This is a genomic window from Microbacterium luteolum (assembly GCF_039533965.1).
Classification (GTDB): Bacteria; Actinomycetota; Actinomycetes; order Actinomycetales; family Microbacteriaceae; genus Microbacterium; species Microbacterium luteolum.
The window spans coordinates 648902-672211 of the sequence record NZ_BAAAUN010000001.1 but is presented as its reverse complement, the minus strand read 5'-3'; the positions used below and the strand labels follow the sequence as shown (position 1 = coordinate 672211).

Below are 23310 nucleotides of genomic sequence, written 5' to 3'. Positions count from 1 at the left end.
CGCGTAGAATCGACAGCACCATGGCTACCTTTGGCACGCTCTCCGATCGGCTCACCGAGACCTTCCGCAACCTTCGCACGAAGGGGAAGCTCACCGCGGCCGACGTCGACGGCACCGTGCGCGAGATCCGTCGCGCGCTGCTCGACGCCGACGTCGCGCTCGTCGTGGTGAAGGACTTCACCGCCAAGGTGCGCGAACGCGCGCTCGGCGACGAGGTGAACAAGGCCCTCAACCCCGCACAGCAGGTCGTGCAGATCGTCAACGAGGAGCTCGTGCAGATCCTCGGCGGCGAGCGGCGGCGCCTGCAGTTCGCGAAGACCGCGCCGACCGTGATCATGCTCGCCGGCCTCCAGGGTTCGGGAAAGACGACGTTCGCCGGAAAGCTGGCGAAGCAGCTCGAGGGCGAGGGGCACACCCCGCTTCTCGTCGCCGCCGACCTGCAGCGACCGAACGCCGTCAACCAGCTGCAGGTCGTCGCGCAGCAGGCCGGAGCAGCGGTCTACGCGCCGGAGCCCGGCAACGGCGTCGGTGACCCGGTCAAGGTCTCGCGCGATGGCGTCGAGCACGCCCGTCGCCAGCAGCACGACGTGGTCATCATCGACACCGCCGGCCGTCTCGGCGTCGACGCCGAGCTCATGAAGCAGGCCTCCGACATCCGCAAGGCGGTGGACCCCGACGAGGTCCTGTTCGTCATCGACGCGATGATCGGACAGGACGCGGTCAACACCGCGAAGGCGTTCCAGGAGGGCGTCGACTTCACCGGCGTCGTGCTGTCGAAGCTCGACGGCGACGCGCGCGGTGGCGCCGCGCTCTCGGTGGCATCCATCACCGGCCGTCCGATCATCTTCGCCTCGACGGGTGAGCGTCTCGAGGACCTCGAGCCCTTCTACCCGGATCGCATGGCGAGCCGCATCCTCGACCTCGGCGACATCCTCACCCTCATCGAGCAGGCGCAGAACGCCTTCGATGAGGAAGAGGCCACGAAGATGGCCGAGAAGCTCGCGAACGAGGCCTTCACCCTCGAGGACTTCCTCGACCAGCTTCAGCAGATGAAGAAGATGGGGTCGATGAAGAAGATGCTCGGGATGCTCCCGGGCATGGGCCAGATGAAGCAGCAGCTCGAGGACTTCGACGAGCGGGAGATCGACCGCACCGAGGCGATCATCCGCTCGATGACGCCGGTCGAGCGCCGCAACCCGAAGGTCCTCAACGGCTCACGCCGCCTGCGCATCGCCCGCGGCTCCGGCATGACCGTCACCGATGTGAACCAGCTCGTCCAGCGCTTCGAGCAGGCCGCGAAGATGATGAAGACGGTCGCCCGCGGCGGCACCCCGAACATCCCAGGTATGGGCGCGGTGCCCGGGATGGGCCGTCCCGGCGCGTCGTCGAAGCGGGGGAAGAAGGGCAAGTCCTCCGGGGGCTCGCGCTCCGGGAACCCGGCCAAGCGTGCGGCCGAGAACGCGGGTATCACCTCGACCACGGCGCCCACCGGCTCCGGGTTCGGTCTCGGCGGTGGCGGCGCTCAGGCACCGAGCGAGGCCGACCTCGCCGAGATCCAGAAGCTGTTCGGCAAGGGCTGAGCCGCTCTCAGCGCTGCGGCGCCAAGGCGGCCGTTGGCTCGACCGGCGGCACGGTCGTGCGCGCCTGACGCGCGAAGACCTGCCCCAGTACGAGCGCCGCGAGCGTGATGGTGAAGCCGACGGCCTGGATGGGCGTGAAGGCCTCTCCGGCGACCAGGGTGCCGAGGACCGTCGCGACGATGGGGGAGAGCAGCGCGAGCAGGCCGGGGGCGATCACCGGCAGCTGCTGGATGCCGCGGAACCAGAGCGTGTAAGCGACGATCCCTCCCGCTGTCCCCAGCCACAGGTAGCCGAGGGCGGCGCCTCCGTCGATGGTCGCCGGGACGCCCTCGACGAGCAGCGTGACGGGCAGCAGCAGGAGTCCTCCGGCGGTGAGCTGCCAGCCCGCATACCCGACCGGACCGACGCCGCTCGGGCGACCCCAACGCTTGGTGAGGATCATGCCGATTCCTGTGGCCGAGACGCCGCCCAGAGCCGCCAGGATGCCCCAGAGGTCCAGTTCGGCGGCCGGCCCGAGGACGACGAGCGCCACGCCGCCGGCACCGGCGACAGCGGCAGCCGCCGTGGTCGGACGGATCCGCTCCTGCAGGACGAGGGCGCCGAGCGCGAGCACGATCAGTGGCTGCGCACCGGCGACTGCGGCGGCGACGCCACCGGGGAGCCGTTCCGCCGCGAGGAACAGCAGCGGAAAGAACGCGCCGATGTTCAGGGCTCCGAGCACCACGGACTTCCACCACCACGCGCCATGGGGGAGCTGTCGACTGATCGCCACGGCGAGGAGTCCGGCAGGGAGCGACCGGAGGAGCCCGGCGAACAGCGGATGCCCGGCGGGCAGGAGTTCGGTGGTGACGAGATACGTCGTTCCCCAGGCGATCGGGGCGAGGGCCGTCAGCAGGACGATCGTCAGTCGGTTCATGCTCTCAGCCTCCTCCCCGCACGACGATGAGTCCAACGCATGCTTGTCACCGCAATCATGAAGAGGGATCATGAACAGATGGACCTGCAGCAGCTGCGTTACGTCGTCGAGGTGGCAGCGACATCGAGTTTCACCCGCGCGGCGGAACGGTGCTTCGTCACGCAGTCGGCGCTCAGCCACCAGATCGCCGCGCTCGAACGCGAGCTCGGCCAGCGGCTGTTCGTGCGTTCGAGTCGCAGCGTCCGCCTGACCGAGGCGGGCGAGGCCTTCGTCCCGCACGCCAGGGCTGCTCTGCTCGCGACGGAGCAGGCCAAGGAGGACGCAGCCGCGGCCGCCGGTCAGATCGTCGGCACGCTTCGACTCGGCGTCATTCCGACGGTGACGGCTGTGGATGTCCCCGCTCTGCTCGTCGCGTATCGGGCAGCGCACCCCGCGGTCCGCGTGGAGCTGCAGGTCGGGAACAGCGACGCGTTGATGGCGGCGATCCGCGCCGGCGAGCTCGATGTCGCCCTGCTCGGGCTCCGCGAAGATGTTCAACCGAGCGGCGTCGCCTCGAGGCTGCTCGTCACCGAGAGCCTGGTGGCCGTCGTCCCGTCCGCACATGTCCTGGCGAAGTCGGCATCCGTCAGTATCCGCGACCTCGCCGGCATGACCTTCGCCGACTTCCCCGCGGGGACGTCCGGGCGCGCACAGAGCGACGCGGCGTTCGCGGCTGAAGGTGCGGCCCGCGATGTCGCCTTCGAAGCCGACTCGGCCGAGCTCATCCTCGGGCTCGTCGCGGCGGGGCTCGCCGTCACGCTGCTCGCCCCCGGCGTGGTGGCCCGCGCCACGGCCGACGTCGTCACGGTCGAAGTGCGCCGTGGTCCGGTGCGGGTGGAGTACGTGGCCTGGGATGCCGCCGCGCCTCGCAGCGTCGCCCGCGCCTTCCTGGCGGTGCTCGAGGAGTCCCCATCCGCACACGAAGAAGCGGGCCCGGAGAAGACTCCGAGCCCGCTTCCTGGTGTTGCGACTACTTCACGTCCTCGTCGACCCAGTCTATCGACTTCGTGACGGCCTTGCGCCACAGGCGCAGCTGACGGTCGCGTTCGCCGTCTTCCATCGACGGCTCCCAGCGCTTGTCCTCCTGCCAGTTGGCGGAGAGGTCGTCCAGGCCGTTCCAGAACCCCACCGCGAGGCCCGCGGCGTAGGCGGCACCCAGCGCGGTGGTCTCGGCGACGACCGGACGGACGACCGGCACGCCGAGCACATCGGCCTGGAACTGCATGAGCGCGTCGTTCGCGACCATGCCGCCGTCGACCTTGAGCTCGGTGAGGTCGACACCGGCATCGGCGTTGACAGCGTCGAGCACGTCGCGGGTCTGGAACGCCACGGCCTCGAGGGCCGCGCGCGCGATGTGGTTCTTGTTCGCGTACCGGGTGAGCCCGACGATGGCACCGCGAGCATCCGGGCGCCAGTAGGGAGCGAACAGTCCGGAGAACGCGGGCACGATGTAGACGCCCCCGTTGTCCTCGACCTGCTCGGCCAGCTTCTCGACCTCGGGGGCCGAGGAGATGATGCCGAGCTGGTCGCGCAGCCACTGGATCAGCGAGCCCGTGACGGCGATCGATCCCTCGAGCGCGTAGTGCGTCGGTCCGTCGCCGAGCTTGTACCCGACCGTGGTGAGCAGCCCGTTCTTCGAGTGGACGATCTCCTCGCCCGTGTTGAAGATCAGGAAGCAGCCGGTGCCGTAGGTGTTCTTGCTCTCACCCGTGTTGAACGCGGCCTGACCGAACGTCGCAGCCTGCTGGTCGCCGAGGATGCCGGCGATCGGCGTCTCGCGCAGCAGCGACGAGTCCTCCGCATTCCCGTACACCTCGGACGAGGAGCGGATCTCCGGCATCATCGAGCGCGGCACACCGAACGCCTCGAGGATGTCGTCGCGCCACTCGAGCGTCTCGAGGTCCATGAACATCGTGCGGGAGGCGTTCGTGACGTCTGTCGCGTGCACGCCGCCGTCGACGCCGCCGGTGAGGTTCCACAGCACCCAGCTGTCCGTGGTGCCGAAGGCCAGGTCGCCGGCCTCTGCCTTCTCACGGGCGCCGTCGACGTTCTCCAGGATCCAGGCGATCTTGGTGCCGGAGAAGTACGTCGCCAGCGGCAGGCCGACGATGTTCTTGAAGCGGTCGCCGCCGCCGTCGGCCGCGAGGCGGTCGACGATCTCCTGCGTGCGCGTGTCCTGCCAGACGATCGCGTTGTAGATCGGCTTGCCGGTCTTCCGGTCCCACACCACCGCGGTCTCGCGCTGGTTGGTGATGCCGATCGCGGCGATGTCGTGACGGGTGAGGTCCGCGCGGCTCAGCGCGAGCCCGATGACCTCCTGGACGTTGCGCCAGATCTCGGCGGCATCGTGCTCGACCCAGCCGGCCTTCGGAAGGATCTGCTCGTGCTCCTTCTGGCCCGACTCGATGATGCTGCCCTTCTTGTCGAAGATGATGGCACGGCTCGAGGTCGTTCCCTGGTCGATGGCGATGATGTAGTCAGCCACTGTGCTTCTCCTTTGAATAGCGTGCGGATGCGTGATGCGTCAGGTGTCAGCCGGCGAGGCCGAGCAGCGCGGGTGCGGCGAGGGCGGCGATGACACCACCGATGAGCGGGCCGACGACGGGGACCCACGAGTAGGACCAGTCGCTGGAGCCCTTGCCCTTGATGGGCAGGATGGCGTGCGCGATACGCGGGCCGAGGTCACGGGCCGGGTTGATCGCGTAACCGGTCGGTCCACCGAGCGAGGCGCCGATCGCGACCACGAGCAGCGCGACAGGAAGGGCCGTGAGCGGTCCGAGGCCTCCGGGCGTGCCGACCTCGATGTCGCCGTAGTCGGCGAACGCGAAGATGACGAACACCAGCACGAACGTGCCGATGATCTCCGTGATGAGGTTCCAGCCGTAGGAGCGGATCGCGGGGCCGGTCGAGAAGACGCCGAGCTTGTTGGCGGCCTCCGGCTCCTCGTCGAAGTGCTGCTTGTAGGCGAGCCACACGAGGATCGCACCGATGATCGCTCCGAGCAGTTCCGCACCGGTGGCGGTGAGGAACATCACGAAGGAGATCTTGCCGGCGACCAGGAGGCCGATGCCGACGGCGGGGTTGAGGATCGCACCGGAGTACGCGGAGACGAGCACACCGGCGAAGACGGCGAGGCCCCATCCCCAGTTGACCATCAGGAAGCCGCCGGCGAAGCCCTTGTTCTTCGCGAGAGCGACGTTGGCGACGACACCACAACCCAGGAGGATCAGCATCGCTGTGCCGACGAGCTCCGACAGGAAGTAGAGACCGAGATTCACATCAGCCATGTCTTCATTGACCTTTCTTGAGTGTCGGGGCCCCTCTGCCCCGACACGGTGAGGGAGTTGCGTCGCAAGGAGGGCGACGGTCGGATCTCTCGTCAGCCGCGGGCGCGGGACGAGATGTGAAGACCATGTCGTTCGTTCAGCAGCACGCGGGTCTGCTCGAGCTCGGCGTCGTGCCGCGCACGGTCCCACCCGAGGAGAGGCACCAGCGCATCGGCGATCTCGTCGAGCACGTCGGCATCCGCGTTTCCGATGAAGGCGATGCTCGTGCGGCGGAGGATCACGTCCTCCAGGCGCGTCACCATCTCGTGCTCGACCATCCACTCCAGCTCGCGGGTGGAGAGGTCGCCGCCGGCCAGCGGTGCATCCGCACCCTGCTCGACGTACGCCCAGACCTGTGCGGCGCGCGTGCCGTATCGGGCGAGGAGACGCTCGGCGCGCGGACCTGCACCCGGGAGGTTCTCCTGGATCCAGATGCGCTTGGCCTTCTCGGTGCGCGGGAAGTCGCGTCCGCCGCCGATGGCGCGTCCGGCCGTCGAGACGGTGCGGGTGCGGTCGATGAGGCCGAGGACGATGTCGGAGAGCGATTCGCCCAGGGCGCGGAACGTCGTCCACTTGCCGCCGACGAGGCTGACGAGCGGCACGGAACCCTTGTCGTCGACCTCGACGCGATAGTCGCGCGACACGAAACCGGGAGCGGTGTCCTCGTGCCGCGGCAGGGGCCGGATGCCCGAGAACTTGTACACGATCTGATCGCGCGAGACCGGGATGCTCGGGAAGACGTGGTGGACAAGCTCGAAGAAGTAGTCGACCTCTTCGTCGGTGCAGACAGCCACTTCGCGCGGGTCGGCGTCGATGTCGGTCGTGCCGACGAGGACCCGTCCCTTGAGCGGGTAGATGAGGACGATGCGTCCATCGGAGTGCTCGAAGAAGATCTCACGGCCCTGCGTCGCCTCGAGCAGTTCCGGGTGTTCGAGCACGATGTGCGAGCCCTTCGTGCCGCCCATGAACCGGCTGTCGACGCCCAGCGCGTCGTTGGTCAGGTCGGTCCAGGGGCCGGATGCGTTCACGACCACGTCGGCCTTCACGGAGAATTCCGTGCCGCTCTCACGATCGCGGAGCACAACGGTGTCGCCGTCGCGCGCGATGGCCTCGACGTAGTTGAGCGCGTGCGCTCCCGGGTGCGCGGCGAGGCCGTCCTGCAGGACGTCGAGCGCGAGACGCTCCGGGTCGTGCATCGACGCGTCGTAGTACGTGGCGGTGTACTTGATGTTCGGGTCGAGCGAGGGGAGCTCGGCGAGGGACTTCTTGCGTCCGAGGAAGCGGTGGCGCGGCACCATGCCGCCGTCGCGAGAGAACGTGTCGTAGATCGTCAGGCCGACCTTGATCAGGAACGCGCCGCGCTCCTGCGGCTTGCCGCTCTTGTGCGTGAGGAAGCGCAGGGGAGCGGAGAGGATGCCGGAGAACGTGGAGTAGATCGGGATCGTCGTCTGCAGGGGCTTGACGTAGTGCGGGGCGATCTTCAGGAGGCCGTTGCGCTCCTGGACCGACTCACGGACGAGGCGGAACTCGCCGTTCTCCAGATAGCGGATGCCGCCGTGGATCATGTGGCTCGACGCCGCCGAAGCACCCGACGCGAAGTCGCCGCGTTCGACGAGGAGCACATCCACACCCTGAAGGGCCAGGTCCCGGAACGTCGAGATGCCATTGATCCCGCCGCCGATGACGAGGACGCTCGTCCTGCCGGATTCGCGGATGTCGCGGACCTCGGCCCGCTCCGCCGATGAGTGTGTCGAATCGTTCATTCTCGAACTCTCTTCCTTGCTTGCCCCCAGCATCGACCTCCACGACCGCGGTGCGCAACCCCACTGCACATATGTGCAAGGATCGAGGTCGAGGAGGTTGTCATGTCAGGTCCCGGAGCGCAATCACGCGACGCGAAGCTGATCGCGGCGCTCACCGCTGCGCAGCTCTACTACATGCAGGACAAGACGATGGAGGTCATCGCGCAGGAGCTGCACACATCGCGCTCCTCGGTCTCGCGTCTGCTGAGCTTCGCCAGGGAGAGCGGGCTGGTCGACATCCGCATCAACTCACCGCTGGAACGGCTCGGCATGCTGGAGCAGCGCATCCGCGACCGCTACCGCGTCGCCGCTCACGTGGTCCCGATGCCGGAGATCGTCAGCGAGGTCGAGCGCCTGGAGCGAGTCGCGCTGACCGCAGGACGCCTTCTGTCGCAGTTCGTCGACTCCAACATGATCATCGGCGTCGCCTGGGGTTCCACGATCAGCGCGGTCAGCCGCGGGCTCACGCAGAAGGAGACGCACAACACGACGTTCGTGCAGCTCAACGGGGCGGGCAACACGCAGACCAGTGGCGTGGAGTACTCCAGCGACATCCTGCAGCGCTTCGGCAGCGCCTTCGGCGCCCAGGTGCAGCAGTTCCCGGTGCCGGCCTTCTTCGACGATCCGGCGACTCGTGAGGCGATGTGGCGGGAGCGCAGCACGCGGCGCGTCCTCGACCTCCAGGCGAAGATGGACATCGCCGTGTTCAGCCTCGGCTCGCCGGCGGCCGAGGTCCCGAGCCGCGTGTACGTCGGCGGCTATCTCGGCCGCGAGGACTACCGGAGCCTCCGCGAGGATCACGCGATCGGCGACGTCGCGACGGTCTTCTTCCGCGCCGACGGCACATGGCGGGACATCCGTGTCAACGCGCGGGCGACGGGACCCGGGCTCGACCGCCTCCGTCGCGTACCGCGGCGGGTCTGCGTGGTCTCCGGCATCCCGAAGCTCGTCAGCCTGCACGCCGCGATCGCGGCCGAGCTCATCACCGACGTCGTCCTGGACGAGGGGCTGGCGCGCCGGCTCCTCGAGGACTGAGCGCTATCGCTCCTCGATCGACGACTCGGGTCCCGATCGGAACTCTCGGATCAGGTGCTGCACCACGGCGCCGAGGTCTCCGGCCGTCGCATTCGCGATCGTGAGCTGGCGCTCGTAACTCGCGCCGTCTTCCAGAGTGGTCGCGATGCTGCCGAACTCGCGCACGCACCCGAGCTCCACCGCCACCGGCGCGAGCTCCTCGAGAATCTCCGAGAGGTGCTCGCGGACCGGACGCTGTCTTCCCGCCGCGTCGACGATCACGCGAGCATCCATGCCGTACCGGGCGGCTCGCCACTTGTTCTCCCGATGGAACCAGGCCGGCATCTCCGGAAGCGTGCGCCCCTCGTCGAGCTGCCGGGAGAAGTCCTCGACCAGCACCTGCACGAGGGCGGCGACCGAGGCGAGCTCGGGCAGCGTGGACATGCCGTCGCAGGCGCGCACCTCGATGGTTCCCCAGCGCGGGGCGGGCCGGATGTCCCAGCGCACCTCCGTGGCATCGGCCATGACGCCGGTGCGGACCATGTCGTCGAGATACGACTCGTACTGCGACCAGTCGTGCAGCGGCCAGGGGAGTCCGGCTGTCGGCAGCTGCTGGAACACGAGTGCACGGTTGGACGCGTAGCCGGTGCGCTCGCCCGCCCAGAACGGGCTCGAGGCCGCCAGGGCCTGCAGATGAGGGAGATAGCCCGAGAGCGCATTGATGATGGGGAAGACCTTGCGGTGGTCCTCGACCCCGATGTGCACGTGGATGCCCCAGATCATCATGTTGCGCCCCCACCACTGGGTGCGCTCGATCAGGGTGTGGTACCGCGTCTTATCGGTCACCTCTTGGTCGTACCACTGCGCGAAGGGGTGGCTTCCGGCCGACAGGAGCTCGATCCCCGCGGGGTCGGTGGCCGAGCGGACCGCGGCGATCGCGTTGGCGATGTCGTCCACCGCGTGCGCGACGGAGTCGCCGATGCCGCTGGTGACCTCGATGGTGTTCGTGAGCAGCTCGCCGGTGACCGTGTGCCGCTCGTCGGCGCTCTCCGCCTCCAGGGCATCCAGCAGTTCGGGAGCGCGTCCGACGAGGTCACCGCTCACGGGATCCGCGAGCATGATCTCCCATTCGATGCCGACGGTGGATCGGGCGGAGGGGGCGAACTCGAGCTTCACGAGCACAGTCTGACACGCAGGCGCGGCGACACGGTCAGCGCCGTTTCCCTGCGTTTCGCGACTGGGACGGGGATCTGGCAGAATAGAAGGTCGGACGACCTGCTCGACCCTCTATCCAGCTGTCGTCCACCCATTGAGCTTCCGCCGGGTGTGCACCCCACGCTCCAGGCGATCAGTTCCTTCCTTCCACACAATTCAGGAGAATCGTGGCTGTAAAGATTCGTCTCAAGCGCCTGGGCAAGATCCGCGCTCCGTACTACCGCATCGTCGTCGCCGACTCGAAGACCAAGCGCGACGGTCGCGTGATCGAGGAGATCGGCAAGTACCACCCCACCGAGGAGCCCTCCTTCATCGAAGTCGACTCCGACCGCGCGCAGTACTGGCTCTCCGTCGGCGCGCAGCCGACCGAGCAGGTCGCCGCCATCCTCAAGCTCACGGGCGACTGGGGCAAGTTCAAGGGTGACAAGGACGCGAAGTCGACCGTCAAGGTCAAGGAGCCCAAGGCTCCCTTCGAGATCGACGGCTCCAAGAAGTCGGTCGTCAAGCCCAAGGTCGAGAAGAAGGCAGAGGCTCCCGCTGAGGAGGCTCCCGCCGCTCCCGCCGCCGACGCGGAGGCCGCTGAGGCTCCCGCCGCCGACGCAGAGTAATCCGTCGTGCTCGCCGCCGCGCTCGAACACATCGTCAAGGGGATCGTCGATCACCCGGAGGATGTCCGCATCAACGAATCCACGTCGCCGCGAGGCGACCTCCTCGAGGTGCGCGTGCACCCCGATGACCGTGGACGCGTGATCGGGCGCGGCGGCCGCACGGCCAAGGCCCTTCGCACCCTCGTCAGCGCTCTGGCCGACGGGCGCCGGGTCCGCGTCGACGTCGCGGACGACTGACGTGGTGTCGAAGGACCGCAACCAGGGCAAGAACCAGCTGCGCGTCGGGCGTCTCGTCAAGGCCCATGGCCTCAAGGGCGCCCTGAAGCTGGAGCTGTACACGGACAATCCGGAGCGACGTTTCGTCCCCGGAGCCGCGTTCACGGTGCAGGTGCCTGAGGCATCTCCGTGGCACGGCAAGGACATCACCGTCCGCGAATATCGCGTGATGAACGGCAACCCCGTCGTCTTCTTCGACGACGTCGACGACCGCGAAGGTGCCGAGAGCCTGGTCAAGGCGATCCTCTGGATCGATCAGGATGACGACGAGGTCGAGGACGACGCCTGGTTCGATCACCAGCTCGTCGGGCTCGACGTGGTCCGCGAGGACGTCGTCGTGGGGCGTGTCTCGCGCGTCGAGCACTTCCCGGCCCAGGATCTCCTCATCGTGAAGTCCGGCGACAAGGAGGTCATGGTCCCGTTCGTCGCGGCGATCGTGCCGACCGTCGACGTCGCCAACGGCCGCGTCATCGTCACGCCGCCTCCCGGGCTCTTCGAGGAGCTGCCGGATGCCGAGCCGGAAGACGCCTCGGACGCCGACGCGTCCGAGTGACCGCTGATACGGTTCCCCCGTGCGCATCGACGTCCTCTCGATCTTCCCGTCGTACTTCGACGGGCTGACGCTCTCGCTCCTCGGCAAGGCCAGGGACGCCGGCATCCTCGACCTGCACGTCCGGGATCTGCGCGACTGGACCTCCGACCGTCACCGCACGGTCGACGACACGCCTTACGGCGGTGGTGCCGGCATGGTCATGAAGCCGGAGCCCTGGGGTCTCGCGCTCGACGAGCTGGCGGCGGCGCCTTCCGCGTCCGCCGATGCCTCGCGCCCGACCATCATCTTCCCCTCGCCCGCGGGCGAGGTCTTCACCCAGGCGACCGCACGCGAGCTGTCCTCGCGTCAGCACCTGATCTTCGGCTGCGGTCGTTACGAGGGCATCGACGAGCGCGTCTTCGAGTACGCCGCCGACCTCGGTGAGGTGCGACTGATCAGCCTCGGAGACTACGTGCTCAACGGTGGCGAGGTCGCCACGATGGCGATGATCGAGGCCATCGGACGCCTCATCCCCGGGGTCGTCGGCAACCCCGAGAGCCTCGTCGAGGAGAGCCACGAGGACGGTCTTCTCGAGTACCCCTCGTACACGAAGCCCTCGAGCTGGCGGGACCGCGCCGTGCCCGACGTGCTCCTCAGCGGCAACCATGCGGTCATCGCCTCCTGGCGTCGCGATCAGCAGCTCGAGCGCACGCGCCGCCGGCGACCGGATCTGCTGCCTGAGGAGGATCGCTCCGAGTCCTGAGCCGTCCTCGCGGGTCAGAGCACTCGTTCCGCGCCGCGCTCGATCTCGAAGATCACTCCGGGCGGATGCCGCAGCGCCAGCGCGCCGCTCGGATCGAGGCCTCGCAGCTCGGCGCGCAGCATCCGCCCGATCATCTCGTGACTCACCAGCAGCGGGATGCCGTCCGACGCCCATCCGCAGGTGCTGAGCGCCTTCCGTGCCCTGGCGCGCGCCTGGGCATAGCTCTCGCCTCCGGGGAACGCCCACCCCCAGCGGTTGTCAGCGCGCTCCTCGCGCGCGGTCGGATACTGCTCGTCGACCTCCTCCCAGGTCATGCCGGCGAGCTCCCCGTGATCGAGCTCCGCCAGTTCCGGTACTTCGACGACCGCGGCGCCGAGGCTCTCGGCGATGATCCGGGCGGTGCGCAGCGCTCGTCCGAGCGGGCTCGAGCACACGGTGCCGATGCCCGAACCGACCAGACGTCGCGCCATGGATTCGGCCTGAGCGACGCCGTCATCGGTGAGAGGGGAGTCGAGCTGTCCCTGCAGGCGATGTTCGAGATTCCAGGTGGTCTGGCCGTGCCGCGCCAGGAAGACACGCTCCGGCACGTGGCGGTCCTGCGGAATCATGGACTCAGAATGGCACACCCCGGCCGCGGTCGGCGTGCGGACGACTCCGGCGCCGCTGATAGCGTCGGATCATGGCCGTCGACGCACTCGCCCGCTCCTTCGAAAGCATCGGAGACGACTACGACCGCTACCGACCGGGGTTCCCCGATCGTGCGGCGGCCATCATCATCCCAGAGCGAGTCGAGGTCGTGCTCGATCTGGGCGCAGGAACCGGCAAGTTCACCGAGCTCCTTCCGGTTCGCGCGACGCGGGTCGTCGCCGTCGAGCCGTCGGACCGGATGCTCGCGGTGCTCCGGAGCAAGCTGCCTCGGGTCGAGGCGCACATCGGCACAGCGGAGGAGATTCCCGCTGCCGACGCCACGATCGACGTGGTGACGGTCGCCCAGGCCTTCCACTGGTTCGACCGGGAAGGCGCCTGCGCCGAGATCGCGCGTGTGCTCGTGCCGGGAGGGACGCTCGGGCTCCTCTGGAACCATTCCGACCCCGGGTGCGAGTGGGATCGCGCGTGCCACCGCATCGCGCACCCCGCGGTCGGCGAATCCGATGCGACGACGGACACCGCGGACGAGGAGCTTCCGGGGTTCGAGTTCGTGCGGCGTGAGGAGGTGCGCTGGACGGAGACGGTTTCCCGCGAGCACTACCTGCGGCGCTGGGGGACCGTGAGCAGCTTCCTCGTCGCCGATGACGTCGAGCGAGCACGCATGATCGCCGCGGTCGAACAGGTCCTGGACGACGCGCCTGCCACGCGCGGTCGAACGGCGTTCGATGTTCCCCAGGTGACCGACGCGTTCGTCTACCGCCTCGCTGCTCCGGTCTGAGAACCGTCAGTCGACGCCGAGGAAGGAACGATCGGTCAGGATGATCGGACCGTTCTCGGTGATCGCGATGGTGTGCTCGGAGTGCGCGCCGCGTGAGCCGTCGACGCTGCGCAGCGTCCAGCCGTCCGGATCCGTCACCAGCTCATCGGTCGTCGCGAGGAACCAGGGCTCGAGAGCCAGGACGAGGCCCGAGCGGAGAGGGAAGCCGCGGCCGGCGCGACCGTCGTTCGCGACGTGCGGATCCCCGTGCATCGTGCGGCCGACGCCGTGGCCGCCGAAGTCCGTGTTGATCGAGTAGCCCTCGCCGTGAGCGACCTCGGCGACGGCGGCCGAGATGTCTCCGATGCGGTTGCCCACGACCGAGGTGGCGATCGCGGCATCGAGTGCCCGCTCGGTCGTGTCGATGAGACGGAGGTCCTCTTCGCGCGGCGTTCCGACGATGAACGAGACGGCCGAGTCCGCGACCCAGCCGTCGACGGAGACGGCGAAGTCGAGGGTCACGAGATCGCCGTCGCGCAGGGTGTAGTCGTGGGGGAGACCATGCAGGACGGCGTCGTTGACCGATGTGCAGATGACCTTGCCGAAGGGGCTCGCCCCGAAGGACGGGTGATAGTCGATGTAGCAGGACTCCGCCCCGGCCATGCGGATCATGTCGTGCGCGCGGCGGTCGATCGAGAGCAGGTTGGTCCCCACCTTCGTCTCGTCACGCAGGGTCGCCAGGGTCTCGGCCACGAAGCGTCCGGCGGCGCGCATCTCATCGATCTCGGCAGGGGTGCGCAGTTCGATCATCGGGGTGTCCTCTCGTCCGTCCCATTCTCCCTGATGCGACAGCACCGGATCCCCGCGCGCTCACAGCGAACACCGGGGCAGGCGCATGGTCGGCGTCGTACGATCTGAGCATGTGGTTGCGTCAGGCGTTCTTCCGCTGGCTCCTGCCGGCAGCGTTCGTGCTGCCCCTGTGGCTGCTGATCGGATGGGGAGTCTTCCAGGGCGGCTGGTCGATCCTCTGGGTGCTGCTGATCGCCATGCCGTCGGTCTTCGTCGGCCAGCTGGTGCTCACGCTCCTGACCCGCTCCCGGCCGTCCGTGCGCGTCGAGCGGGCTGTCTCCTGGTGGGACGTCGCCGGATTCACGCTCTGGCACGGTCTGACGATCGCCGTGGGGTTCTTCATCGACGGCGCCTTCGGGTGGCTGCTCGCGGCCGCGATCATCGTCGGGATCGGTCTCGTCTGGCTGCAGCTCTGGCAGCTCTGGAACGAAGCGAAGGGGAGCGGCGCGCGGTTGCGGGAGACGATCTCCTGGTCGACCATCCCGACGCCGGAAGAGCAGGCTCCGCCGACGCGGGCGCACGAGGTCATCGTGGTCAAGGAGACAGAGAACCGCGACTGACGCGTCGTTTTGGCCGCGGACTGCATCCGTGGCAGAATGAATGTTTGTGCCGTGACCGGCTCTGCCACAGGGGAGCCCGCGGACGCGTCAGCGCCGTACGGCACATCCCTTTTCTTGTTCCTTCCGAAAACATGCATCCGACCTGTGGCGAGTGCAGAGAGAGACGATCATGCAGATCCTCGACGCTGTCGACGCGGCATCACTCCGCTCCGACATCCCCGACTTCAACCCCGGTGACAACGTGAAGGTCCACGTGAACATCACCGAGGGCAACCGCTCCCGTATCCAGGTCTTCCAGGGCGTCGTCATCGGCCGCCAGGGCGACGGCGTGCGCGAGACCTTCTGCGTCCGCAAGATCAGCTTCCAGGTCGGCGTCGAGCGCACCTTCCCGGTGCACTCCCCGGTGATCGACCACATCGAGGTCGTCACCCGCGGTGACGTGCGTCGCGCGAAGCTCTACTACCTCCGCCAGCTCCGTGGCAAGAAGGCGAAGATCAAGGAGAAGCGCGACCGCTGAGTCGCAGCAACTCCACAGCACCCCGGGACACGATGTCCCGGGGTGCTTTGTTGTGTCCCGGGTGTGCGAACCTTGATACGGCCGCGATCTCGGCGGTGTCAGACTGCGAAGGAACCTCATGACCGACTCTCCGACCGCGACCGCGTCCGGGTCCAGACGCCGTCGGGGGTTCCTCGTCTTCCTCCGCGACGTTCTCGTCATCATCCTGATCGCCGCGCTGGTCTCGTTCGTGGTCAAGTCCTTCGTCGTGCGGTCGTTCTACATCCCCTCCGCATCGATGGAGCGCACGCTGCTCATCAACGATCGCATTCTCGTCGACGAGCTCACGCCGCGATGGACCGGCTACGAGCGCGGCGACGTCGTGGTCTTCAAGGATCCGGGCGGATGGCTCGACGCGCAGCCTCAGACACCGGCTCAGCCTCCTCTCGTGGAGGCCGTCGACTGGGTCCTGAACTTCGTCGGCATCTCGGCGACGGATTCGCAGGACCATCTCGTCAAGCGGGTGATCGGGGTGGCCGGCGACCGCGTCGTGTGCTGCAACGCGCTCGGCCAGATCACGATCAACGGTGCGCCGATCGACGAACTCAGCTACCTGAACCTGCCAGAGGGCGACACCGCCGCCTCCAATGAGCCGTTCGATGTCGTCGTGCCGGAGGATTCCGTCTGGCTGCTCGGCGACAACCGTGACCGTTCCCGCGACTCGCGAGCGCACCAGGAGCTGCCCAGCGGCGGATTCGTGCCGCTGGCGAATATCGTCGGCAAGGCCTTCCTCACCACCTGGCCGTTCGATCGGATGGGTGCCATCGACGGTCACCACCAGATCTTCAACGGCGTCCCTGCCCCGGAATGACCGTCGCCACGCCGAGACTGACCCTGGAGCGCAAGCTCCTGGGGGAGTGCGACCTGATCATCTCACTCGACGAGGTGGGGCGGGGAGCGCTGGCCGGACCCGTCGCCGTCGGCGCGGCGGTCATGGATGCGGTCGGTGCTCGCAGACGCGTGCCCGAGGGGCTCCGCGACTCGAAGCTCGTCACCGAGAAACGCCGGCCCGAGGTCGCGGCTCGGGCGGCCGCGTGGGTGCAGGCTTCCGCGGTCGGATGGGCGAGTGCGGCGGAGATCGACGAGGTCGGCATCATGCGGGCGCTCGGTCTGGCGGCGTCGCGCGCCGTGCAGGCGGTGGTCGACCAGGGAGTCGGGGTTGAGAACGCGCTCGTCCTGCTCGACGGAAACCACGACTACGTGTCGAAGGTGCACCCGGTGCCCCTGCGGGTGAGGCCCGTCATCAAGGCCGACCGCGACTGCGCGTCGGTGTCGGCGGCATCCGTGATCGCGAAGGTGGCGCGCGACGGCCTGATGACCGAGCTGCACGGCAGCCACAGCGAGTACCAATGGGACCGGAACAAGGGCTACGCGAGTCTCGAGCACCGTGAGGCGATCCGTGCGGTCGGGCTCTCGCCTTTCCATCGTGCTTCCTGGGCGATCACGGACGCTCCGACGCTGTTCTGACCGGAGGTGGTCGTCTTCGCTTGCACGGATGCCGCACCGGGGGTCGAGCGACTCTAGGATGGACACATCATGGATGAGGAAGCCTTCGACGACTACGACCGCGAGCTCGAGCTTGCTCTGTTCCGTGAGTACCGGGACGTCGTGTCCCAGTTCCAGTACGTCGTCGAGACCGAGCGTCGGTTCTATCTGGCCAATGAGGTCAACGTCGTACGCCGCGACACCGAGCACGACTTCTACTTCGAGATCTCGATGACCGACGTGTGGGTGTGGGACATCTACCGCGCCGACCGCTTCGTCAAGGCCGTGCGGGTGCTCACCTTCAAGGACGTCAATGTCGAGGAGCTCCAGCGGCGGGAGTTCGAGCTGCCGCAGGAGCTCTCGCTCGACGGCGAGTGACACCCTCTCTCCACAGGTCTCCGATCGGGGAGCTTCTCCCGAGGCGCCGGGACCTTCTCTGATCCTCGCCGCCTCGTGCCGAGACCAGGCGCGAAGCTGTCGGCATGGCAGCGAAGGACGAACTCGGAAGAGCCGGTGAAGAGCGCGCGGCGCAGCACCTGATCCGGCACGGCTACACCGTGCTGGACCGGAACTGGCGGTGCACGCAGGGCGAGATCGACATCGTCGCGTCCCACGGCGCGCATCTGGCCGTGGTCGAGGTGAAGACGCGGCGCTCTGCGGCCTACGGGCACCCTTTCGAGGCGATCGACGATCGGAAGAGGCGGCGTCTCTGGGGTCTCGCCTTCGCCTGGCGAGCCCAGCACCCCGAGCTCGCGCGCGGACTCGATCTGCGCATCGAGGCGATCGGCATCATCGGGGCCGACCCGTCCATCGGTGCGCTCGAGCATCTCGTGGACATCGCATGAGCACCGCGCGGACCTGGGCGGTCGCGCTCACCGGCGTCGACGGCCACATGGTCGAGGTCGAGGCCGATCTCTCGAATCAGACTCCGGAGTTCAAGATCATCGGTCTTCCCGACAAGTCGCTCGGCGAAGCGGTCCAGCGCGTGCACAACGCCTGCAAGAACGCGGGTCTCGACCTCCCGCGGCGCCGGCTCACGGTGAACCTCTCGCCGGCGAGCCTTCCGAAGCACGGCGCGGGGTTCGATCTCAGCATCGCGGTCTCGACGCTGGCCGCCGGCGGCGCGCTCGAACGCCGTTCGATCGCCGACACCGTCCACATCGGCGAGTTGGGGCTCGACGGACGCATCCGGCCGGTCCCCGGCGTCCTGCCCGCGGTGTTCGCGGCGGCCAGGGCGGGCTTCGAGCGCATCATCGTGCCGAGAGGGAACGAGGCGGAGGCGAGGCTGGTGCCTGGCGTCGAGGTGCGGGCCGCCGGGTCGCTCGCCGAGGTGGCGGTGTGGCACGGCGCCGACGTCGAGGTGCCCGACGTCGATGCCGTCGCGGTGGGCCGTACGGGGCCGACACCGGACCACGCCCTCGATCTTGCGGATGTCGTCGGGCAGGACGAGGCCGTCGAAGCACTGATCGTGGCGGCGGCGGGCGGCCATCATCTCCTGCTGAGCGGACCGCCGGGAGCGGGGAAGACCATGCTCGCCCGGCGCCTTCCGGGAATCCTTCCTCCACTCCGGGAGCAGGAGGCTCTCGAGGTCGCATCCATCCGTTCGCTGAGCGGCGAACCGATCACGGCTCTCGAATCGCTCCCGCCGCTGGAGGCTCCGCATCACAGCGCATCGGTCGCCGCTCTGGTGGGCGGCGGTTCGCGCGTGGCCCGCCCGGGTGCGATCGCCCGAGCGCATCGCGGTGTGCTGTTCCTCGACGAGGCTGCGGAGTTCTCCCGCGTCGCACTCGACGCGCTCCGGCAACCCCTCGAAGCCGGTGTGATCGACGTCCACAGGGCCGGCTTTACAGCGAGGTTCCCTGCGAGGTTCCAGTTGCTCCTGGCGATGAACCCGTGTCCGTGCGGAAACCACGGCGTGCGAGGAGCGGAGTGCGTGTGTCCGCCCATGGCGATCAGGCGCTACGCCACGCGCCTGTCCGGCCCGCTGCGGGACCGCGTCGACATCGATCTGTCGGTCACGCGGGTCGCGGCATCCCGGGCGACCGCGGGCGGTCGCTCCGAGGTGACCACGGCGCGGGCTCGCGCACGCGTGGAGGCGGCGCGAGCGCGAGCTGCCGATCGTTGGCGGGGGACACCATGGCGACGCAACGCCGACATCCCGGGGACCTGGTTGCGTCAGGGTTCGCTGCGACTGCCTCCGTCGACCCGCGCATCGCTGGACCGCACGCTCGAACGCGGTGCGCTCACGCTCCGCGGATACGACCGCGTTCTCCGGCTCGCCTGGACGATGGCCGACCTCGCGGAGCTCGAGAACCCGGGGATCGACGAGATCGGCAGAGCGCTGCATCTGAAGAGAGGACTGACCCCGTGATGGAGATGCTGCTGGGCGACGCCGAAGTCGTCGCCGCCGCGCGCCGACTGCGGCCGGACGAGGATGTCGCCGATGCTCTGGCCCGCGTCGCGTGGAGCGTCGTCGCCGAGCCCGGCGATGCCGTGGCCGGGACGCTGATCGGAGAGCTCGGCGCAGCCGATGCGCTGGGTATCGCGTTCGGAGGATCCCGCCAGGGGACGTTCGCACTTCTGGATGCCGCCGGCTCAGGGTCGCGCGCTCTGAGCGAGGCGCGCAAGCGGTGGCGCCCGCGCGCCGATCCTCGCGCCGTACGGGACGCACTGCGCAGCGCGCACGACGTCGGCGCGGCGCTGCTCATCCCCGGCGACCCGCACTGGCCTCACGCGCTCGACGACCTGGGGGTCAACGCACCGACGGTGCTCTGGGTACGCGGCCGAGCAGAACTGCTCGTCGCCGAGCCGCGGGCGTCGCTCGTCGGAGCGCGTGCGTCCAGCGGATACGGCGAGCATGTGGCGGCGGAGTTGGCCGGAGACCTCGCCGCCACCGGCACCGTCATCGTGTCGGGCGGGGCCTATGGCATCGACGGTGCAGCCCATCGTGCGGCACTGGGCGTGAGCGGTGCGACGGTCGCGTTCCTCGCCGGGGGTGTCGATCGGGCCTATCCCGCGGGGCACCAGTCGCTGATCCGGCAGATCGCTGCAGAGGGCGCTGTCGTCAGTGAGCCGCCGTGCGGCGCGGCACCCACCAAGTGGCGGTTCCTCGCGCGCAACCGTCTCATCGCCGCCCTCGGCCACGCGACGGTCGTGATCGAGGCCGGATGGCGCAGCGGCTCGCTCAACACGGCGGGTCACGCTGCCGCGCTGGGGCGCCCGCTCGGTGCGGTGCCGGGTCCGGTGACCTCGGCGGCATCCGCGGGCTGTCATCGACTGCTGCGCGAATACGATGCGCAGTGCGTGACATCTGCTCAGGAAGTACGGGAACTCTGGGGGATGGGCGCCGGTTCATCGTCGTCCGCGCGACCCGTCGATCCCGATCGGATCCGCCTGCTCGATGCGATGAGCACGAGGGCGCGGACGTCCGTCGACGAGCTCGCCCGACGATCCGGGCTGGGACCCGACCGTGTCCGCGCGCTGCTCGGTCTCCTCGAGCTCGAGGGGGAGGTCCAGCGCGATGACGGAGGCTGGCGCCGCATACCGGCAGCACGAGGCGCATGAGATCCGCGTCGTCGCCTCCCCGGCGGGGCTTCGGTGAGTCCCACGCGACCGCGGGCAGACTGGGCTCATGGAACTCGCGATCGCCGCCGAGGCGTTCGCCGATCACCTCGAGCGGGTGCGTCGGCTGTCGCCGGCGACCGTCAGGGCCTATCGCTCGGACCTGCGCGACCTCGGAGCGTCAGCGGGTCCCATCGCCCTCGAAGAGGCTGACCTCGAGGTGCTGCGGGACTGGCTCTGGCGCGCCACGCAGCGCGGAGACGCGAGATCGACGCTGGCGCGCCGTGCGGCTGCCGCCCGGTCGTTCTTCAGCTGGGCGCAGGAGCAGGGACTCATCGCGCACGACCCGAGTCTGAGACTCATCGCCCCGAAGAAGGGGCGCACGCTGCCGACCGTCGCCTCGCGCGACGCGATGTCAGGGCTTCTCGACGCCCACCGCGCTGCCGCGGGCGCCGGGGAACCGGTCGCCCTGCGCGACCATGCGATCCTCGAGCTGCTCTACGGATCCGGCATCCGCGTCTCGGAGCTCTGCGGTCTGGACATCGACGACCTCGATCTCGACCGGGGGACGGCACGGGTTCTCGGCAAGGGCTCCAAGGAGCGCGTCGTGCCCTACGGGGCACCGGCGCGAGATGCGCTGCGCGCCTACCTCACCCGGGGGAGACCCGCACTGATCGCCCGTGCCGCCGCCGCCACCCCGGCGGTGATGCTCGGCACCCGAGGTGCACGCATCGGGCCGCGCACGGTCTACACCCTCGTCGCGCGCGTGCTGGCCCCGATCGTCGGCGCCGAGACCATCGGCCCGCACGCGCTGAGGCATACGGCGGCCACGCATCTGCTGGACGGCGGCGCCGACCTGCGCGCCGTGCAGGAGATCCTCGGCCACGCCAGTCTCGGCACCACCCAGATCTACACGCACGTGTCCGCGGAGCGACTGACCGCGACCTACCGCCTGGCGCACCCGCGAGCCTGACGGCGCTCAGGCGCGCCCACGGTGCCCACGGTCGGCCGCCGGCGTCAGAGCGGGTCGCAGCACGGCAGCAGAACGGCGCGCGGGACATCGCCGAACAGGATCAGGGGGTTGATGTAGGCGCCGTCGAGTCGCACGCCGAGATGAAGCGTTCCCGGTGCCGCGTGACCGCCGACGGCGACGACCCCTATTTCGTCGCCGACCGAGACCGGGTCGCCCGGACGCAGCGACGACTGCAGCGGCTCGAACGTCGACACCAGGCCGCCTTCGTGCTCGATCGTGAGCAGCGGCCGGTCGACGACGGTGCCCTGGAACGCGACGACCCCGGCGGCAGGAGCCCGCACCATCGCTCCGACGGGAGCAGCGAGGTCGACGCCGCGGTGACCGGCGCCGTACGCATGGGCGGGCGCTCGATACGGCTGCACCACCTGACGGGCGCCGTCGACCGGCCACAGCCACTGCGCGTCCTCGGAAACGGAGGAAGGAACGGCGGCGCCGCGCTCGGGCATGAACAGGAGCGAGATGACGATCAGGACGATCGCGGACACAGGTCGTGAGGAGGCACGCATGACGGCATCCTGCTCGGCCGGGCCGAGGCCGCGTCGCGACCTGGGCCTGAGTGACGGATGCGGGGGAGAACCGGCTCCGATCGCGGTGGAGTGCAGGGCCAGTCGGGCCGCGGCATCCTGTATGCTGGAGGAGCACCTCGATATCGGGGTGACTACGCGTGCCCAGAGCGACCGGCGTCTGCAAAGACTGAGGTCGTGGCATCCGCTCCCACAGGTCCTGCTCCACGAGCGGGCGGGAGTGCGCCGGGCACCAGGAAGTCCGATCAGAAGATCGGCAGACAACCTCAACGGCGCAGAATCGCGCCAGAACCAGGAGACGACCATGGCTGTGGTCACCATCCGCCAGCTGCTCGACAGCGGCGTGCACTTCGGACACCAGACCCGTCGGTGGAACCCGAAGGTGAAGCGCTTCATCCTCACCGAGCGCAGCGGCATCCACATCATCGACCTGCAGCAGTCGCTCGGCTACATCGACAAGGCCTACGACTTCGTCAAGGAGACCGTCGCCCACGGTGGCACGATCCTCTTCGTCGGCACCAAGAAGCAGGCGCAGGAGATCCTCGCCGAGCAGGCCACGCGCGTCGGCCAGCCCTTCGTGAACCAGCGCTGGCTCGGTGGACTCCTCACCAACTTCCAGACGATCTCCAAGCGTCTCGCCCGCATGAAGGAGCTCGAGGAGCTCGACTACGAGGTCCCCGCGAACAGCGGCTTCACGAAGAAGGAGCTGCTTCTCAAGAAGCGCGAGCTCGACAAGCTGCACAAGTCGCTCGGTGGTATCCGCAACCTCACGAAGACGCCTTCGGCCATCTGGGTCGTCGACGCCAAGCGCGAGCACCTCGCCATCGACGAGGCCAAGAAGCTCGGCATCCCGGTGATCGGCATCCTCGACACGAACGCCGACCCGGACGACTTCCAGTACCCGATCCCCGGCAACGACGACGCGATCCGCTCGGTCTCGCTGCTGACGCGCATCATCGCCGACGCCGCTGCCGAGGGCCTGCAGCAGAAGCACAACCCCGAGTCGGGCGACGCTGAGCCGCTGGCCGAGTGGGAGAAGGAACTTCTCGAGACCCCCGCCGACGCTCCCGTCGTCGAGGAGTCCGCTGACGCGGCTGAGGTCGAGCCGGCCGCCGATGAGGCTGCCGTCGTCGAGACGCCTGCCGCCGACGAGACCGCTGCCGACGAGGCCGGTGCCGAGGCGCACGACGAGGCGATCGCCGCCGCTTCCGGTGAGGAGACCGCTGAGGTCGCCGCCGCCGAGGCTGCAGACGCCAAGTAATCCCC

The 23310-nt window shown here is 68.8% G+C and carries 26 protein-coding genes; 18 read left to right on the top strand and 8 right to left on the bottom strand.

The features are described from left to right. Positions 1-20: 20 nt before the first annotated feature. The gene (ffh, locus tag ABD648_RS03300) at positions 21-1580 is read left to right on the top strand and encodes a signal recognition particle protein (protein ID WP_282217283.1); all 1560 of its coding nucleotides are present in this window, start codon (positions 21-23) and stop codon (positions 1578-1580) included. A 7-nt stretch (positions 1581-1587) separates the two neighbouring features. Here the strand turns inward: ffh and ABD648_RS03295 are convergent, their stop codons facing one another. Then, positions 1588-2496 (bottom strand): EamA family transporter, encoded by a 909-nt coding sequence (locus ABD648_RS03295; protein WP_282217282.1) that lies wholly within the window; start codon positions 2494-2496, stop codon positions 1588-1590. Positions 2497-2574: 78 nt separating this feature from the next. On the opposite strand from ABD648_RS03295, the gene ABD648_RS03290 reads away from it, so the two are divergent. Continuing rightward, positions 2575-3546, top strand: a complete 972-nt coding sequence (locus ABD648_RS03290; RefSeq protein ID WP_282217281.1) for a LysR family transcriptional regulator — start codon at positions 2575-2577, stop codon at positions 3544-3546. Here the strand turns inward: ABD648_RS03290 and glpK are convergent. The 3 genes from glpK to ABD648_RS03275 all read right to left on the bottom strand — a co-directional run bounded on the left by glpK (position 3506) and on the right by ABD648_RS03275 (position 7624). Next, positions 3506-5020, bottom strand: a complete 1515-nt coding sequence (gene glpK / locus ABD648_RS03285; RefSeq protein WP_282217280.1) for a glycerol kinase GlpK — start codon at positions 5018-5020, stop codon at positions 3506-3508. The two genes, ABD648_RS03290 and glpK, sit on opposite strands and share 41 nt — an antisense overlap. A gap of 46 nt (positions 5021-5066) precedes the next feature. Further along, positions 5067-5822, bottom strand: a complete 756-nt coding sequence (locus ABD648_RS03280) for an MIP/aquaporin family protein (protein ID WP_282217279.1) — start codon at positions 5820-5822, stop codon at positions 5067-5069. Positions 5823-5914: 92 nt separating this feature from the next. Next, positions 5915-7624, bottom strand: a complete 1710-nt coding sequence (locus ABD648_RS03275; protein WP_282217278.1) for a glycerol-3-phosphate dehydrogenase/oxidase — start codon at positions 7622-7624, stop codon at positions 5915-5917. A 102-nt stretch (positions 7625-7726) separates the two neighbouring features. On the opposite strand from ABD648_RS03275, the gene ABD648_RS03270 reads away from it, so the two are divergent. Further along, positions 7727-8698 carry a sugar-binding transcriptional regulator gene (locus ABD648_RS03270; protein ID WP_282217277.1) on the top strand — a complete coding sequence of 324 codons (972 nt, stop codon included), beginning with the start codon at positions 7727-7729 and terminating at the stop codon, positions 8696-8698. Positions 8699-8701: 3 nt separating this feature from the next. On the opposite strand, the gene ABD648_RS03265 is transcribed toward ABD648_RS03270, so the two are convergent. Then, positions 8702-9853 carry a glutamate--cysteine ligase gene (locus ABD648_RS03265; RefSeq protein ID WP_282217276.1) on the bottom strand — a complete coding sequence of 384 codons (1152 nt, stop codon included), beginning with the start codon at positions 9851-9853 and terminating at the stop codon, positions 8702-8704. 206 nt (positions 9854-10059) lie between these two features. Here ABD648_RS03265 and rpsP point away from each other — a divergent pair, with 206 nt between their 5' ends. Genes rpsP through trmD form a run of 4 tightly spaced genes read left to right on the top strand, consistent with a single transcriptional unit; the run spans position 10060 to position 12071 of the window. Then, positions 10060-10500 carry a 30S ribosomal protein S16 gene (gene rpsP / locus ABD648_RS03260; RefSeq protein WP_282217275.1) on the top strand — a complete coding sequence of 147 codons (441 nt, stop codon included), beginning with the start codon at positions 10060-10062 and terminating at the stop codon, positions 10498-10500. Positions 10501-10506: 6 nt separating this feature from the next. Then, positions 10507-10737 carry an RNA-binding protein gene (locus ABD648_RS03255; protein WP_017830729.1) on the top strand — a complete coding sequence of 77 codons (231 nt, stop codon included), beginning with the start codon at positions 10507-10509 and terminating at the stop codon, positions 10735-10737. 1 nt (position 10738) lies between these two features. Next, positions 10739-11329 carry a ribosome maturation factor RimM gene (gene rimM / locus ABD648_RS03250; RefSeq protein ID WP_282217274.1) on the top strand — a complete coding sequence of 197 codons (591 nt, stop codon included), beginning with the start codon at positions 10739-10741 and terminating at the stop codon, positions 11327-11329. Positions 11330-11348: 19 nt separating this feature from the next. Continuing rightward, positions 11349-12071 (top strand): tRNA (guanosine(37)-N1)-methyltransferase TrmD, encoded by a 723-nt coding sequence (gene trmD, locus ABD648_RS03245; RefSeq protein ID WP_282217273.1) that lies wholly within the window; start codon positions 11349-11351, stop codon positions 12069-12071. 14 nt (positions 12072-12085) lie between these two features. Here trmD and ABD648_RS03240 read toward each other — a convergent pair whose 3' ends face one another. Next, on the bottom strand, positions 12086-12679 hold the full coding sequence (locus ABD648_RS03240) for a histidine phosphatase family protein (RefSeq protein WP_282217272.1): 594 nt from the start codon (positions 12677-12679) through the stop codon (positions 12086-12088). A gap of 71 nt (positions 12680-12750) precedes the next feature. Between ABD648_RS03240 and ABD648_RS03235 the strand changes: the two genes are divergently transcribed. Continuing rightward, entirely contained in the window at positions 12751-13497 is a 747-nt protein-coding gene (locus tag ABD648_RS03235; RefSeq protein WP_282217271.1) for a class I SAM-dependent methyltransferase, read from the top strand. Positions 13498-13503: 6 nt separating this feature from the next. On the opposite strand, the gene map is transcribed toward ABD648_RS03235, so the two are convergent. Then, positions 13504-14286: a type I methionyl aminopeptidase gene (gene map / locus ABD648_RS03230; RefSeq protein WP_282217270.1), complete on the bottom strand. Its 783-nt coding sequence runs from the start codon at positions 14284-14286 to the stop codon at positions 13504-13506. Between the two features lie 110 nt (positions 14287-14396). On the opposite strand from map, the gene ABD648_RS03225 reads away from it, so the two are divergent. The 9 genes from ABD648_RS03225 (at position 14397) to ABD648_RS03185 (ending at position 21460) form a co-directional block, all read left to right on the top strand. Continuing rightward, entirely contained in the window at positions 14397-14885 is a 489-nt protein-coding gene (locus ABD648_RS03225) for an MFS transporter permease (protein ID WP_282217269.1), read from the top strand. A gap of 169 nt (positions 14886-15054) precedes the next feature. Further along, positions 15055-15402, top strand: coding sequence for a 50S ribosomal protein L19 (gene rplS / locus ABD648_RS03220; protein WP_046014510.1), 348 nt, complete (start codon positions 15055-15057; stop codon positions 15400-15402). A 118-nt stretch (positions 15403-15520) separates the two neighbouring features. Next, positions 15521-16252 (top strand): signal peptidase I, encoded by a 732-nt coding sequence (lepB, locus tag ABD648_RS03215; protein WP_282217268.1) that lies wholly within the window; start codon positions 15521-15523, stop codon positions 16250-16252. After that, positions 16249-16908 carry a ribonuclease HII gene (locus tag ABD648_RS03210; RefSeq protein ID WP_282217267.1) on the top strand — a complete coding sequence of 220 codons (660 nt, stop codon included), beginning with the start codon at positions 16249-16251 and terminating at the stop codon, positions 16906-16908. The genes lepB and ABD648_RS03210 overlap by 4 nt, the downstream gene beginning before the upstream one ends. A 69-nt stretch (positions 16909-16977) precedes the next feature. Continuing rightward, on the top strand, positions 16978-17304 hold the full coding sequence (locus ABD648_RS03205; protein ID WP_017830719.1) for a DUF2469 family protein: 327 nt from the start codon (positions 16978-16980) through the stop codon (positions 17302-17304). A gap of 104 nt (positions 17305-17408) precedes the next feature. Continuing rightward, positions 17409-17771 (top strand): YraN family protein, encoded by a 363-nt coding sequence (locus ABD648_RS03200; RefSeq protein WP_282217266.1) that lies wholly within the window; start codon positions 17409-17411, stop codon positions 17769-17771. Beyond that, positions 17768-19297, top strand: coding sequence for a YifB family Mg chelatase-like AAA ATPase (locus ABD648_RS03195; protein WP_282217265.1), 1530 nt, complete (start codon positions 17768-17770; stop codon positions 19295-19297). The genes ABD648_RS03200 and ABD648_RS03195 overlap by 4 nt, the downstream gene beginning before the upstream one ends. After that, positions 19297-20490 carry a DNA-processing protein DprA gene (dprA, locus tag ABD648_RS03190; protein ID WP_344709748.1) on the top strand — a complete coding sequence of 398 codons (1194 nt, stop codon included), beginning with the start codon at positions 19297-19299 and terminating at the stop codon, positions 20488-20490. Before ABD648_RS03195 ends, dprA begins: the two co-directional genes overlap by 1 nt. Before the next feature lie 67 nt (positions 20491-20557). Continuing rightward, on the top strand, positions 20558-21460 hold the full coding sequence (locus ABD648_RS03185) for a tyrosine recombinase XerC (RefSeq protein ID WP_282217263.1): 903 nt from the start codon (positions 20558-20560) through the stop codon (positions 21458-21460). A 44-nt stretch (positions 21461-21504) separates the two neighbouring features. Here ABD648_RS03185 and ABD648_RS03180 read toward each other — a convergent pair whose 3' ends face one another. Further along, the gene (locus ABD648_RS03180; protein WP_282217262.1) at positions 21505-22026 is read right to left on the bottom strand and encodes a murein hydrolase activator EnvC family protein; all 522 of its coding nucleotides are present in this window, start codon (positions 22024-22026) and stop codon (positions 21505-21507) included. A 322-nt stretch (positions 22027-22348) separates the two neighbouring features. On the opposite strand from ABD648_RS03180, the gene rpsB reads away from it, so the two are divergent. Continuing rightward, positions 22349-23305 (top strand): 30S ribosomal protein S2, encoded by a 957-nt coding sequence (rpsB, locus tag ABD648_RS03175; protein ID WP_282217261.1) that lies wholly within the window; start codon positions 22349-22351, stop codon positions 23303-23305. The last annotated feature ends 5 nt before the right edge of the window (positions 23306-23310 follow it).

What these genes read in the sequence shown, in the direction of transcription:
- ffh (WP_282217283.1), top strand. Translation starts at nt 21, where the DNA reads ATGGCTACCTTTGGCACGCTCTCCGATCGGCTCACCGAGACCTTCCGC.
- ABD648_RS03295 (WP_282217282.1), bottom strand. Translation starts at nt 2,496, where the DNA reads ATGAACCGACTGACGATCGTCCTGCTGACGGCCCTCGCCCCGATCGCC.
- ABD648_RS03290 (WP_282217281.1), top strand. Translation starts at nt 2,575, where the DNA reads ATGGACCTGCAGCAGCTGCGTTACGTCGTCGAGGTGGCAGCGACATCG.
- ABD648_RS03280 (WP_282217279.1), bottom strand. Translation starts at nt 5,822, where the DNA reads ATGGCTGATGTGAATCTCGGTCTCTACTTCCTGTCGGAGCTCGTCGGC.
- ABD648_RS03275 (WP_282217278.1), bottom strand. Translation starts at nt 7,624, where the DNA reads ATGAACGATTCGACACACTCATCGGCGGAGCGGGCCGAGGTCCGCGAC.
- ABD648_RS03270 (WP_282217277.1), top strand. Translation starts at nt 7,727, where the DNA reads ATGTCAGGTCCCGGAGCGCAATCACGCGACGCGAAGCTGATCGCGGCG.
- ABD648_RS03240 (WP_282217272.1), bottom strand. Translation starts at nt 12,679, where the DNA reads ATGATTCCGCAGGACCGCCACGTGCCGGAGCGTGTCTTCCTGGCGCGG.
- ABD648_RS03235 (WP_282217271.1), top strand. Translation starts at nt 12,751, where the DNA reads ATGGCCGTCGACGCACTCGCCCGCTCCTTCGAAAGCATCGGAGACGAC.
- map (WP_282217270.1), bottom strand. Translation starts at nt 14,286, where the DNA reads ATGATCGAACTGCGCACCCCTGCCGAGATCGATGAGATGCGCGCCGCC.
- ABD648_RS03225 (WP_282217269.1), top strand. Translation starts at nt 14,397, where the DNA reads ATGTGGTTGCGTCAGGCGTTCTTCCGCTGGCTCCTGCCGGCAGCGTTC.
- rplS (WP_046014510.1), top strand. Translation starts at nt 15,055, where the DNA reads ATGCAGATCCTCGACGCTGTCGACGCGGCATCACTCCGCTCCGACATC.
- lepB (WP_282217268.1), top strand. Translation starts at nt 15,521, where the DNA reads ATGACCGACTCTCCGACCGCGACCGCGTCCGGGTCCAGACGCCGTCGG.
- ABD648_RS03210 (WP_282217267.1), top strand. Translation starts at nt 16,249, where the DNA reads ATGACCGTCGCCACGCCGAGACTGACCCTGGAGCGCAAGCTCCTGGGG.
- ABD648_RS03205 (WP_017830719.1), top strand. Translation starts at nt 16,978, where the DNA reads ATGGATGAGGAAGCCTTCGACGACTACGACCGCGAGCTCGAGCTTGCT.
- ABD648_RS03200 (WP_282217266.1), top strand. Translation starts at nt 17,409, where the DNA reads ATGGCAGCGAAGGACGAACTCGGAAGAGCCGGTGAAGAGCGCGCGGCG.
- ABD648_RS03195 (WP_282217265.1), top strand. Translation starts at nt 17,768, where the DNA reads ATGAGCACCGCGCGGACCTGGGCGGTCGCGCTCACCGGCGTCGACGGC.
- dprA (WP_344709748.1), top strand. Translation starts at nt 19,297, where the DNA reads ATGGAGATGCTGCTGGGCGACGCCGAAGTCGTCGCCGCCGCGCGCCGA.
- ABD648_RS03185 (WP_282217263.1), top strand. Translation starts at nt 20,558, where the DNA reads ATGGAACTCGCGATCGCCGCCGAGGCGTTCGCCGATCACCTCGAGCGG.
- ABD648_RS03180 (WP_282217262.1), bottom strand. Translation starts at nt 22,026, where the DNA reads ATGCGTGCCTCCTCACGACCTGTGTCCGCGATCGTCCTGATCGTCATC.
- rpsB (WP_282217261.1), top strand. Translation starts at nt 22,349, where the DNA reads ATGGCTGTGGTCACCATCCGCCAGCTGCTCGACAGCGGCGTGCACTTC.